We start from the raw sequence: 12,737 nt of genomic DNA on the forward strand, positions 1-12,737 counted from the left end.
TCCCACACTAGAGATCAACAGCCTTTAGATCCCCTGCGGAATCTCTTCCCCACCTAACGCTTCAACCAGCGCCGGCAGGAACTCGCCGAACGTCAACATCATCAGCGTGAAGCTGGCGTCCAGTTGGCCGAGGGCCTCGTCGCCACCGTCCTGCTCTGCCTGGTCCTGCAGCAGGTCTTCGAACTTCAGGCGCTTGACCACCATCTTGTCGTCGAGCACGAAGGACAGCTTGTCCTGCCACGCCAGGGCCAATTGCGTCACCACCTTGCCGGTGTTCAGGTGCAGCTGGATTTCGTCGCTGGTCAGGTCCTGGCGCTTGCAGCGCACGATGCCGCCGTCTTCATGGGTGTCGCGCAGTTCGCATTCATCGAGTACGAAGAAATCGTCCGCGGCTTTCTGGGTCTTGACCCAGTCGGTCATGGTGGCGGTCGGGGCCATTTTTACCGTCAGTGGCCGTACCGGCAGCGAGCCGATGACTTCGCGCAGGGTAGACAGCAGGTCTTCGGCGCGTTTCGGGCTGGCCGAGTTCACCAGGATCAGGCCCTGTTTCGGCGCGATGGCGGCGAAGGTGGACGAACGACGGATGAACGCACGCGGCAGGAACGCCTGGATGATTTCATCCTTGAGCTGGTCCCGTTCCTTTTTATAGACCTTGCGCATTTGCTCGGCTTCGATCTCTTCGACCTTTTCCTTCAGCGCATCGCGTACGACGCTGCCCGGCAAGATACGTTCTTCCTTGCGCGCGGCGATCAGCAGGAAGTCCTGGCTGACGTGCACCAGTGGTGCGTCTTCACCTTTGCCAAACGGCGCGACGAAACCGTAAGTGGTCAACTCCTGGCTTGCACATGGACGCGCCAGTTTGCTGGCCAGTGCAGTTTCCAACGCCTCGGCATCAAAAGGCAGATCTTGGGTCAGGCGATAGATAAGCAGGTTTTTGAACCACATGGGGTGAGTCTCTCCTTTATACAAAGGGGGGCATTATTCTCTTCGCGGCGCCATAGGCCAACCCTTCGCTAAGCCTTTGGAAGGCCTGAAAAAATTATTTTAAAAAGTGCTTGCCAGCTTAAAGACTGCTCCGTAGAATGCGCGCCACACCGAAAGCGAAGGGTGATTAGCTCAGCTGGGAGAGCGTCTGCCTTACAAGCAGAATGTCGGCGGTTCGATCCCGTCATCACCCACCATTCGTTCAACGTGTTACGCGCAGCGGTAGTTCAGTCGGTTAGAATACCGGCCTGTCACGCCGGGGGTCGCGGGTTCGAGTCCCGTCCGCTGCGCCATATTCGGTTACCTGGAACGCTGAACGCCAGGTCACCACACAAAGCCCGCTAACGCGGGCTTTTTGTTGTTTGAAGTTCCTGTGGTGTGTGTTGCTCATATTTTTTTGCTGAATTTGCTAATTAAATCAGCACGTTACAAAAAACTGTGAGAGAATGCGCCCCGCATCGAAAGTGAAGGGTGATTAGCTCAGCTGGGAGAGCGTCTGCCTTACAAGCAGAATGTCGGCGGTTCGATCCCGTCATCACCCACCAAACTTTCAGTGTTACGCGCAGCGGTAGTTCAGTCGGTTAGAATACCGGCCTGTCACGCCGGGGGTCGCGGGTTCGAGTCCCGTCCGCTGCGCCATATTCGGTTATCTGGAATGCTGAACGCCAGGTGACTACTAGAAACGACGCTTTTCCTTTACGAGGGAAGAGCGTCGTTTTTTTTTGTTTTCTTTTTTGTGTGTATATCCGTTGCTGCGGTTACGGCCACTTAGGTTCCGCCCTGACGGCGGGTCACCTCGAAAAGCGCGAAAGTAACCAAAGCGCTTCAGCCCCACCACTCGGTGCCTCGCCTAGGCTCGGCATGCCCGAACGAAGGCATTGCTCCGTGGGCCCGCCGCGAAGCAATGCCGGAGTGAGGGCACACCGAGCCTAGGCGAGGTGCCAAGTGGTGGGGCAAAGCGTTTTTGGTTACTTTTGGCGCTCTTCCAAAAGTGACCCGCCGTCAGGGCGGAACCCTAAGTAGCCGTTACCGAAGAAACGGATATACACCCAAAACCCATCGTCTACTGCTCAGCATTCCGCCGATGACGATAATCGCTGACCGCCTCATACACCGCCTTACGCAAGCGATTGATCCCACCAATAGGCCGATGCGCCTCAATCCCAAACCAAGGATTGAACGACTGATTATCACAAGCCAGATTCAGCTTGGGCGTATCAAAATCCTGAGCCGGCACCTTAATGCGTGCCACAGTCTCGAACGGTGCATCACTTTCCTGCCATTCAATACTGGTGTCTTCGATCGGCATGTACTTGCTCGGATCCTGACGCTGGATCTGCAAGACAAAACACGCCGGCACCCGGTCGGTGGATAACTGCTGGTTCAATGCGCTACGCAAGAAATTCGGCAGGTCCTGGTTCTGCGGAAGCAAGGTGTAGCTTGGGCAACTGTCCGGGTCCGGTGCGACGCGAAACTTGGCGTTGGCCTCACCGAACTTGTAAGGCGATACCGAGAAGTAAGTGGTCTGGGTCGGGCTGGCCGGAGCCGGCGAGAGGGTCGCCAGGGCGATGAACAAATGACGGATCTGCCAGCTGCGTGGGTCCAGGCTTGGAAAGAAAGCCATCGCCTTCTTCCCGTCAGCCTGAGCGGCCACATTCTGACGGTACTCGGCGACATCACTGACGAAGAAGTTCGGATGATTGAACATCACGAAATCCTGCTCACCCTGTGATTGCCGGTCAGCGAGCAGTTGCTTGCCCGGTACGTTCATCAGCTTGATCGCCATCCCGCGGGCATCGCGCAGGCTGTCGAACTGCGGATAGGCGTTGCCGTTGGACAGGCGAATCGTCGCCTGCCAGACCTTCCCCGGCTCGGCGAATACCCCTTGGCGCAACGCTGCCGGCAGGTCGCTCGGCACCTGGACTTCGGCCATGACGCACCCGTGCGCCTTGGCATGAGCGTCGCGCAGGTAGCGCGTGCTTTCGCGGTGCTGATCGACGATACGGATCGCGGTCTGGATGATGTCCTGGGTCATGGCGGCTTCGCCGGGCGCCACCTGTTCCTTGTCCGGGACCGGTCCCTTGTGTTGCCAGGCAAACCAGGCCGTGGACAGTGCCCAGCCGAGCAACCCGATGCCCAGCAGCCACAGGAGCGTCTTGCCCAAAAAGGCACCGAGGCGCAGCCAGAGCGCGATCAACATTGAAACTTCCTTTTACTTGTGGGATTCATCATTGCAGTTGCGCCTCCAGTGGCCCACCCAGCACCTTTAAATACTCCAGCAAGGCCCAGCGTTCCTGCGGTTGCAGCAAGCGGCCAATGACACCATTGCCTCGCTCGCCAGCGCGGAATTCATGGCCGCTGTTGTGGTTGCCGGTAAGGCGGGTATCGAAGAGAAAACCGTTGGTAAAGGCTTCGGTGCGATAGCCCAGGTGGCGCGGGTCGTATTCGAAGTTGCCTTTATAGAACGTGGTCGCGCGCTCGTCCTGTGGGGAAAGCAGTTGATAGATCGTCGGCACCGAGCCGTTGTGCAGGAACGGTGGCGTGGCCCAGACGCCCGCCAGGGGCCGGGCCTTGTAGGCGCGTAATTCACGTACGCCGATGGGCAGGCCGAAACCATCCAGGGCCGGGCGCTCGGCGGGAGTGACGCCGGCGTCGCGGTAAGCACGGTTTTCGACGAATGCCGTGACGTAGGCCAGACCTTTGGCGACCGAGAGTTGGCTCAGGTCCAGCGGCTCCGTCGGGGTCGGGTGCAGTTGCACTTCCAGCTTCGCCAGCTCGGCCGGATCCCACTGCAGGCTGGTCAGGTCGTAGCGGTGGTCGGCGATGTTATTAGCGGTGCCCGGGTCGGTGCCGATCACCTGCACGGGCAGCATGTGCAGTTGTTGGACCGGCCTGTCAGGCCCCTGGACCACTTTGGGCACATGGCAGCCGGCGCAGTTTTCGCTGAACAGGGCTCGGCCCTTGGCCGCCAGCGGTTTATCGATCGAGCCCAGCAGCGCTTCCGGCCACACGGGCGGCTTGAGCAGTTGCAGGGTCTCTTCGATCTTGTTCAGGTCGCGAACGCGCACGCTGGAGGGGTAGCGCGCATCGCCTTGCAGCGGTTTGCCTTGGGCATCGAAGAAATTCAGCGTGGCGCCGACCCCCAGCGCCTCACCGACGTTGCGGGCCATCGGTTGCTGGGCCGATCCGTTCCACTGCACCCAGTCGAACGTCCATATGTCCCACAACTGCGGGTAATCCACGGGGGCGTTGGCCACCCGGTAGTTTTTCGGCGAAATGGCGTCGCCGAAGCTGGCATTGGCGATGCGACCGAAGGCGTCGGTACGGCCAGGGCCTTCTTCGGTGGGGTACAGGCCGCGATGGGTGTCGTTCCAGGCCACCCGCAGGAACGTGTCCAGAGAGACCTTGAAGGCCTTGCGCAATGCCTCGTGGCGGGCGTCGTAGTCCTGGCCCAGCACTTGTCGGGCGAAGCGCTCGAATTTCCAAGGGTTGTAGTAGGTAGACGCCAGACTGGCGACCAATGCCTGTCCGAAACTGCCACCGCGTAATGTAGGAACACTGGAAGGCAGGACGTGTTGAGCCGAGCCACCATCGATTCGTATCGCCTGTCCCTTGAAGTGCAATTCGCCGGTATGACACGCGGCACAGGTGATATCCAGGAATTCGGCGTTGCTGCCCGGGTTCTGGTGACGAGCGAAACCTACCGGCAAGTTGCCGGGATTGTCTGGCGTGGCTTTCTGCGCTGGGTCGACCAGGAAGCCAAAGCGCGCCAGATACTCAGGCGACGCGAAGCGTTGTTGCGAAAATGGTAATTCGAGGGCAGTGAACCAGTCGTAGCGCAGGCCTTTGACCTGGGTGCCCTGGGGGGTGAAGTAATACGTCTGGCGCTCGGCGGCGCTCCATTGATCCAGGTAATACACCTGTTCGACGGGCGTGTAGAACGGCAAGCGAGGATTGGCGACGTAATAAAGCACCACCGCCACGACGATGATCAGCAACGCGAGGAGCAGCAAGAGAATGCGAGAGAGAAGGCGCACGGTAACGTCCTTGTTTTTTTGATGTGTCCTTATGCCTCAGTGCCGCGCGGCGGGCAAGTGGCCATTACCCTGGTCCTTGGAGAGCGGCCATTTGTCCCTGTACGTAACAGATGACAGATGCTTCATTCGTCCAGGCTTAAAAAGCGTTTGCGGACCTGAACTTATCATTACTTTGTGGCTCACATGCCGGTAGCCATTGGTCGTGGCCGCCTGATAAGCTCGCGGCTTTATTCGATTGCCCTTTAGGCGCATGAACAAGGAAATAGCATGAAACAGCATCGGTTGGCGGCGGCGGTGGCCCTGGTTGGCCTGGTACTCGCGGGTTGCGACTCGCAGACCAGCGTAGAGCTGAAAACCCCGGCGCAGAAAGCTTCCTACGGTATTGGCCTGAACATGGGCAAGAGCCTGGCTCAGGAAGGCATGGATGACCTGGACTCCAAAGCGGTCGCCCAGGGCATCGAAGATGCCGTTGGCAAGAAAGAACAGAAGCTGAAAGACGAAGAACTGGTCGAAGCCTTTGCCGCGCTGCAAAAGCGTGCCGAAGAGCGTATGGCCAAGATGAGCGAAGAGTCGGCAGCCGCCGGCAAGAAATTCCTCGAAGAAAACGGCAAGAAAGCCGGTGTCACCACCACCGCTTCCGGCCTGCAGTACGAAGTGGTCAAGAAAGCCGACGGCCCACAGCCTAAGGCGACCGATGTCGTGACTGTCCACTACACCGGCAAGCTGACCAACGGCACCGTGTTCGACAGCTCCGTTGAGCGTGGCAGCCCGATCGACCTGCCGGTCAGCGGCGTGATCCCGGGTTGGGTCGAAGGCCTGCAACTGATGCACGTCGGCGAGAAGTACAAGCTGTACATCCCGAGCGACCTGGCCTACGGCGCCCAGAGCCCGAGCCCGGCCATCCCGGCCAACTCGGTCCTGGTGTTCGACCTGGAACTGCTGGCGATCAAGGATCCGGCAAAAGAAGACGCAGTCAAGTAATCGCGACTGCTATGAACGACAACGCCTCGCTTATGCGGGGCGTTGTCGCATCTGGGCTGCTGCAAAATGGCAAAAAAACCGAACGCATGATGCAGGGTATAGTCATAGGCAATACAGGCGCTGCGCTAGACGCAGTCAGCCGGTCAAGTCAATGAAAAATTGGGTTTTTTTATGTGAGTAAAAAACGCCCGATCTAAGCCGGGCCCTTATGAAACGGGGGCTTCAGCGATGAAATGCAGCTCTGTTCACAAGGTTATCCACAATTTGTGTGGATAACATTTCAGTGGGAGAAAAAATGAAGGCCCCGTGGAATTTTGCGCGATTTCTGCCCTTGGCAGGCCGCCTGCTGGCCCGCGGTCGATTGCCAACATTGCTATTCGCTGTTGCCAGCAAAGGCGCCCGGGAGGGCGGACGGTTGGGCAAGCTCAAGGAGGACCTGCGTCTGTTGCAGGCCTTGTGCCTGGCCTACTGGCGAGGGGAATACCGCGCTGTCAGCGCCCAGTCGATGTTGTCGGTGGTGGCAGGGCTCATGTATTTCCTCAGCCCGCTGGATGCGATTCCAGACATCTTGCCAATGTTTGGCATGTTCGACGATATCGCCGTGCTGGCCTGGGTCATGAAAACCCTCGACGTTGAGCTTGAGGCTTTCCGCGCCTGGCGTTATCGACAGTCACCCGAGAAGCTTGCCCGGGTCGAAAGGCTTCCCGATACCCCGGAACAACTCCAACTCCAAGGCCAGAAAAAAACCTGATTCGGTAGCATTTGCCCCTGAGAATGCATCGCCCCGCGACCTTAGCCGGTATTTAGGATTACACTTCTAAGAAAAAAGGCTGACTCGCTAAGTGTTGTTGTCCTACGGGGTAGACATGGATATTCAAATAATCACACGTGACGGAGAACCCGAATACGCGGTTTTGTCGTGGGATCAGTACCAGTCGTTGTTGAAGGCAGCAGGCATCGATCAAGCTCCGCCGCGCGAAGCGACAGTCCGTCACGCGGCGGCACCGGGTCAGGTTCTCCCTGGCCTGGATCAATTACGCAGTTTGCGCGAAGGGAAGGGCATCGCCATTGAGGCGTTGGCCCGCACGGTAGGTATCAGCCCGTCTTATCTGGCCTTGATCGAGAGCGGCGAGCGTCAGCCCGATGCCGCGATTCGGCGCAGTCTGGCCTGGGAGTTGACGGTGCCGGGTTGGAGGGAAGAATCGTGAGTGTACGCATCAGTCGGCAGCATTGGGATGGGTTGTTGGGGGAGTTGGACCAGGCACGCCGCCAGCGCCATTTATTGACCTACCGCGCCTTGCTGGAGCGTCTGCAACTGCCCAGCCCGGCCATGCAGACCTTGACCGCGGCTCTTGAGCACTTGGCGGCGCTGGACGCCCGGGCGGAACAGCCGCTGCGCAGTTCATTGGTGATCAGCCAGGGCGCCAGTCGGTTGCCGCGTACGGGGTTCTTCGAATGTGTTGAACGCCTGGGTCGCTTTTCCGGGCCTTCCGATGGCGTGGCCGCTGCTTCCTGGCACGCTTCAGAAGTGGTTCGGGTATTTGAATACGAGTACCCCGAGTCGGCGGAGGCCTGAGTGCTCTGGCGACTCAAGGCGCTGGCCGGTTACTGGTTGGCGCGTCGGTTGTTTCATTGGTCCTGGTTCGTCCGCCAGCCGCGTGGCTGGGCCTGGCTCGAGGGGCAGTTCTCGCGCATGGCGAACTTGGGCGACGTCGGTGCACAGAGCTTCTATGGGCACATCCTCACGTTTCGCGGCCAAGGGCTGGGGGCCCGTGAAGAAGGGATTCGCCTGCTGCGGCTGGCTGCATTGGCCGGTGATGGCAAGGCCGCCTACCAGGTTGGCGTGATCAGCCTGGCCGGCACAACCAGCAAGGCGCCGGACCCGGTGGAAGCGGCACGTTGGTGGACCTTGGCGGCGAAAGCCGGGCACCCGCTGGCCGAGACCAAGCTCAAATCACTTGAAACTCGCGATCTCTAGGGGTGTTCACAGGCGATTCGTTGTGCAAGCCAGACGAATTTAGCGAATCGCCCTACGCACTCTGTCTCCTCCCCCTGACTTAATTCCCCTGCCATCCCCGGCAAAGTCTCGCGCTCCCTGAGCGCTGCGAGACGTCTGCCCATGTTCGACCGTTTTTTCCTGCCGGCCCGTGAGAGAGCCCTGTCCTGATGGATCAGGTAAGCCGTATCGAGCAGGAACTCGACAGCTTCAAAGACACCCTGTCGATCTACCGCGAGCACCTCGAGCGCTGGTACAGCAGAGCAGCGGACCGGGCCAGTCATGCGGCAGACCTGCCGTCACTGATGGGCATGGAGCGGGTGATCCGCTTCGGCGACAGCACCACCACTGTCAGCACCGGTGACGATGATTTTCTCTCCACAGTCGTCCAGTGCCCCAAGGGTGGGCCGTTGACGATCGAAAGCAAGTTCGAGTCGGTGTACGACATCCCGCTGGGCGATATCGTGGTGGATGTGGTGGATGTGGCCAGCGGCGAGGTCACGCCGGTCACCCTGGATGCCCAAGGCCTGGGGACCTTCACGGGGGAGGCGGGCAAGTCCTATCGGGCTCACGTTCAGGGCGAGGTGTCCGCCAAGCAAATCGCGAATCTGTTTTCTTCCTACGATGGCCTGAGCACCGATCTGACGGACTGGCTGCGCGGCGAGTGGCAGGGCTTCAAGCCGCGATGGGCGCAGCAGTCCTTGGCGACGTCGGCAACTGCGGTGGGCAACGGCTTGCTCGCCGGTAGTTGGGCGGCGATTGAAAGTGTGTGGGACAGCATCGGCTTGCTCTCAGACATCCTCAAGGACCCTGGTCAGTTTGTTGAGCGGTTGGGTGAAAGCGCCACGCAGCTGGAGGACCTGGCGGAAAAAACACCGCAGGTGATGGCCAAGCTGCAACTGCTGGCCAGCGACGAAGCGGCACTGTGCCTGTTGGTGCGCACCGCCAGTCTCTGGCTGGAGATGTTGCCGCCCAGTGAAGTCGCTGGCGAAAGGGCCAAAGGGCTCTCGACTGTCGCGGTGCAACTGGTGATCGACTTACTGATCGGCGTGGTCTTGACCTTTGCCGGGGCGGGGGCCGGGATTGCCTACCTGTCGATGCGGTTGGCCAGGCACGGCGCAACCCTGCTGAACGCCATGCAGCGTTTCATCCGTGCGATCTTCGCAGTGGTCAACGGCTTCATGAGCTACGTGGACCGCTACAAAACCGTGGCGGCACGCGGTATCGCGGCCGGGGTGAAAAAGGGCCGGATGCAACTGCACTGGGGTGCGCAGCGCAACGCCATGCTGAAAAAACACGAACATCACGACGACGCCCCCGCCCAATCGAAAAACCCCAACGGCGACCCCGCCGACACCGCGGCCCAAACCCAGGCAGTCGGCTGCCCGGTGTCGATGGTCACCGGCGAAGAACTGCTGACCCTCGACGACGGCACCCTCGATGGCCGCTTGCCGTTCGTCTTCACCCGTTTGTACCGCACCAGCGCCGCCGACCTGGACGTCGGCCTCGGGCGCGGCTGGAGCCATGCCCTGACCCATCGCTTGGAGCTCGACGGCGAGCAGGTCACCTGGGTCGACCAGGAAAACCGCCGCACGACCTTTCCACTGCCCAACGCCCAGCGTCCGGCGATCCACAACAGCCTGGCCCGGGCGGCGATCTACCTGGGCACTGAGCCGGACGAACTGATCGTCGCCCAGCCTGGCGAAAACGCAGCGTTCCTACATTTTCGCGACGGCCACCTGAGTGGCCTCAGCGACCGCTATGACAACCGCCTGACCCTCCAGCGCAACATCCACGGCGACATCTGCCGTTTGGACAACGGTGGCGGGCGTTCCTTGCGCCTGCGGTACGAGCAGCGCCACCTGATCGCCGTCGACTACCAGAGCTTCCATCCCGCCATCACCCTCGACGAAGCCTGGCGGACCGAACAGACGCTGGTGTCCTACCGCTACGACGGACGTTTCCGACTGATCGAAGCGACCAATGCCGCCGGGGAAAGCGAGCGCTACGACTACGACGACCAGCACGTCATCCTCCAGCGACAACTGGCCGGCGGGGCGAGTTTCTACTGGGAGTGGCAAGGCGCCGGGCCGGCGTCCCGCTGCGTACGGCATTGGGCTTCGTTTGCGCAGATGGATAGCCGCTATACCTGGGGCGAAGACGGCAGCGTCACGGCCCGGCATCTGGATGGCAGCCAGGAAGTGTATGTCCACGACGAGCGGGCGCGGCTGGTGCGCAAGGTCGAGCCCGACGGCGGCGAGCACCTCAAGGCCTACGACGAACAGGGCCGGCTGATCGCTGAACAGGACCCATTGGGGAGCGTTAGCGAATACCGCTACGACGACGTCGGACGGCTGGTGGCGCTGATTCCTCCGGACGAGGCGCCGACGTCCTACGAATACCGCAACGGTTTCCTGCACACCCGTGCGCGCGGCAAGGCCGTGTGCACTTACTGGCGCAATGCCCTGGGTGACGTGATCGTCTTCATCGATCCGGACGACCGGCGCACGGAATATGCCTACGACGCCCACGGGCAATTGCTGGCGACGTATGACCCGGACGGTGGCGAACATCGCTTCACCTGGAGTCGCCTGGGCCAACTGACCGAAGCGATCCTGCCCGACGGCGGTCGCCGGTGTTTTTCCTACGACGCCCTGGGGCGTTTGCTGACTCGCCAGGACGAACACGGCGCCGTCACTCATTACCAATGGGATGCCCTGGGGCGCTTGCTTCAGACCACCTTGCCCACCGGCGCGACCCGTGCCTGGAGCTACAACGCCTACGGCAAGGTCACCGCCGAGCGCGATGAGCAGGGCCGGCTGACCCGCTACGAATATGCCGACGACCTGCACCTGGTCAGCCGTCGCCTGAACCCCGACGGTAGCGAGCTGAAGTACCGCTACGACTCGGCGCGGCTGTTGCTGACCGAAATCGAAAACGAATCCGGCGAAAAATATCAGCTGGACTACACGCCCAACGGCTTGATCCGACAACAAGTCGGCTTCGACGGCCAACGCACCGCCTACGCCTACGACCTCAACAGCCACCTGCTGGAAAAAACCGAGTACGGCGAGGACGGTTCGCAACGGCTCACCCAGTACCAGCGTGACGCGGCCGGGCGGCTGCGGCTCAAGATCTTGCCCGACGGCCAGGCCATCGACTACCGCTACGACGAGCTGGGCCGATTGGTCCACGTCAACGACGGCAGCGATCATCCCCTGGCCTTCGAATACGACGCCCAGGACCGGCTGGTCTGCGAGCACCAGGGCTGGGGCACCCTGCGTTATCGCTACGACGCCTGTGGGCGCCTCAACCACCTGCGCCTGCCGGACGACAGCCAGCTCGACTACCACCATGCCCCAGGTGGCGCACTGACCGCCATCGACCTCAACGGCTCACGCCTGACCGAACACCGGTTTGACGGCGGTCGCGAGCGGCAACGTCGGCAGGGGCGGCTGCTCAGTGACTACGACTACGACGAACAGGGCCGCCTCAAGGCCCAGACCGTGTGGCAGAGCCAACAGCAGCAACTGTTCTGGCGCGATTATGCCTACAGCCCCCGGGGCAACCTGCAAACCCTTTCCGACAACCGAAGCCGTCGCAGCTACCAATACGACCCGCTGGATCGCCTGACCCGCATCGACTTTTCCCACAGCGAACCGCCGGAACACTTCTGCCACGACCCGGCCGGCAACCTGATGATGCAGGACCGGCCCGGCCCGATCACCCTCAAGGGCAACCGCCTGCTGAAGGAGGGCGACCGCCACTACGACTACGACGCCTTCGGCAACCAGATCCGCGAACGCCTCGGCCAGGCCCTGGTCAGCGCCTACCACTACGACAGTCAACACCGCCTGATCGGCATCACCGGCGCCGACGGCCGCGAAACCTCCTACCGCTACGACGCCTTTGGCCGACGCATCAGCAAGACCGTGGACGGCCTGACCACGGAGTTTTTCTGGCAGGGCGACCAGGTCGTCGCCGAAAACAGCCCGCGCCACCACCGCAGCTACGTCTACGAACCCGGCACCTTCCGCCCACTGGCAATGCTTGATGGCGAAGGCCCGGAAAAAGCCACGCCGTTCTACTACCACCTCGACCACTTGGGCACGCCCCAGGAACTGACCAGCTACAGCGGCCAGATCGTCTGGTCGGCGCGCTACAACGGCTACGGCCAACTCACCGAACTGCAGCACGGCGGCGGCGAACAACTTGAGCAACCGCTGCGCTTCCAGGGCCAATACTTCGACCCCGAAAGCGGCCTGCACTACAACCGCCACCGCTACTACAATCCCGAAACCGGCCGCTACCTGACGCCTGACCCGAGCAAATTGGCGGGAGGGCTCAATGGGTATCGGTACACCCTGAACCCGACGGGGTGGGTGGATCCGTTGGGGTTGGTGGATTGTCCGGGAAGCGACGGGTGTACAAAACCGGCGGTTGGGCAGCAGGATCCGGCGGCGAAGGCTGGGATGGATGAGGGGGAGCCGGCGCTGCCGATGACGGCGGAGCATCGGCGCAGATCACGTTTTCCTCGCCATGCAGCAGTTTGTCGACCTGCGTGACGTCGGCCACATTGGCCGCCGTGACCACCACGCTGTGCACCAGGCCCGACTCATCGTCGACACCGATGTGGGCTTTGGCACCGAAGTAGTATTGGTTGCCTTTCTTGGTCTGATGCATCTCAGGATCGCGCTTTCCATCTTTGTTCTTGGTAGAACTGGGCGCATGAATCAGCG

General features: G+C 61.0%; 9 protein-coding genes, 4 tRNA genes and 1 pseudogene. 10 read left to right on the forward strand and 4 right to left on the reverse strand.

Annotated features, from left to right (window positions below):
• Positions 1–24: 24 nt before the first annotated feature.
• The gene (gene rdgC / locus AACY31_RS10375) at positions 25–945 is read right to left on the reverse strand and encodes a recombination-associated protein RdgC (RefSeq protein ID WP_339475059.1); all 921 of its coding nucleotides are present in this window, start codon (positions 943–945) and stop codon (positions 25–27) included.
• 160 nt (positions 946–1,105) lie between these two features.
• Between rdgC and AACY31_RS10380 the strand changes: the two genes are divergently transcribed.
• From AACY31_RS10380 to AACY31_RS10395, 4 genes are all read left to right on the forward strand, one after another.
• Positions 1,106–1,181 (forward strand) — tRNA-Val (locus AACY31_RS10380).
• 19 nt (positions 1,182–1,200) lie between these two features.
• A tRNA-Asp gene (locus AACY31_RS10385) sits at positions 1,201–1,277 on the forward strand.
• 176 nt (positions 1,278–1,453) lie between these two features.
• Positions 1,454–1,529: transfer RNA gene (locus tag AACY31_RS10390), tRNA-Val, on the forward strand.
• Between the two features lie 17 nt (positions 1,530–1,546).
• Positions 1,547–1,623, forward strand: a tRNA-Asp gene (locus AACY31_RS10395).
• Positions 1,624–2,047: 424 nt separating this feature from the next.
• On the opposite strand, the gene AACY31_RS10400 is transcribed toward AACY31_RS10395, so the two are convergent.
• Together AACY31_RS10400 and AACY31_RS10405 are read right to left on the reverse strand one after the other, a co-directional pair.
• Complete coding sequence (locus AACY31_RS10400) at positions 2,048–3,184, reverse strand: catalase family protein (protein ID WP_339475057.1); 1,137 nt, start codon at positions 3,182–3,184, stop codon at positions 2,048–2,050.
• A gap of 28 nt (positions 3,185–3,212) precedes the next feature.
• Entirely contained in the window at positions 3,213–5,021 is a 1,809-nt protein-coding gene (locus tag AACY31_RS10405; RefSeq protein WP_339475055.1) for a di-heme-cytochrome C peroxidase, read from the reverse strand.
• Positions 5,022–5,288: 267 nt separating this feature from the next.
• Between AACY31_RS10405 and AACY31_RS10410 the strand changes: the two genes are divergently transcribed.
• The 6 genes from AACY31_RS10410 (at position 5,289) to AACY31_RS10435 (ending at position 12,563) form a co-directional block, all read left to right on the forward strand.
• Positions 5,289–6,002, forward strand: a complete 714-nt coding sequence (locus AACY31_RS10410) for an FKBP-type peptidyl-prolyl cis-trans isomerase (RefSeq protein WP_339475053.1) — start codon at positions 5,289–5,291, stop codon at positions 6,000–6,002.
• A gap of 295 nt (positions 6,003–6,297) precedes the next feature.
• Complete coding sequence (locus AACY31_RS10415; protein ID WP_339475052.1) at positions 6,298–6,753, forward strand: YkvA family protein; 456 nt, start codon at positions 6,298–6,300, stop codon at positions 6,751–6,753.
• Between the two features lie 115 nt (positions 6,754–6,868).
• Entirely contained in the window at positions 6,869–7,210 is a 342-nt protein-coding gene (locus tag AACY31_RS10420) for a helix-turn-helix domain-containing protein (protein ID WP_339475050.1), read from the forward strand.
• Positions 7,207–7,578 (forward strand): hypothetical protein, encoded by a 372-nt coding sequence (locus AACY31_RS10425; RefSeq protein WP_003179080.1) that lies wholly within the window; start codon positions 7,207–7,209, stop codon positions 7,576–7,578. The genes AACY31_RS10420 and AACY31_RS10425 overlap by 4 nt, the downstream gene beginning before the upstream one ends.
• Positions 7,579–7,980: a sel1 repeat family protein gene (locus tag AACY31_RS10430; protein ID WP_339475049.1), complete on the forward strand. Its 402-nt coding sequence runs from the start codon at positions 7,579–7,581 to the stop codon at positions 7,978–7,980.
• A gap of 188 nt (positions 7,981–8,168) precedes the next feature.
• The gene (locus tag AACY31_RS10435) at positions 8,169–12,563 is read left to right on the forward strand and encodes an RHS repeat-associated core domain-containing protein (RefSeq protein ID WP_339504400.1); all 4,395 of its coding nucleotides are present in this window, start codon (positions 8,169–8,171) and stop codon (positions 12,561–12,563) included.
• Here the strand turns inward: AACY31_RS10435 and AACY31_RS10440 are convergent.
• Positions 12,508–12,737: pseudogene (locus AACY31_RS10440) on the reverse strand (transposase); the annotation flags it as partial. The gene AACY31_RS10435 and the pseudogene AACY31_RS10440 overlap by 56 nt on opposite strands.

Origin of the sequence: Pseudomonas sp. RL_105y_Pfl2_101, from assembly GCF_963970585.1 — a bacterium.
Classification (GTDB): Bacteria; Pseudomonadota; Gammaproteobacteria; order Pseudomonadales; family Pseudomonadaceae; genus Aquipseudomonas.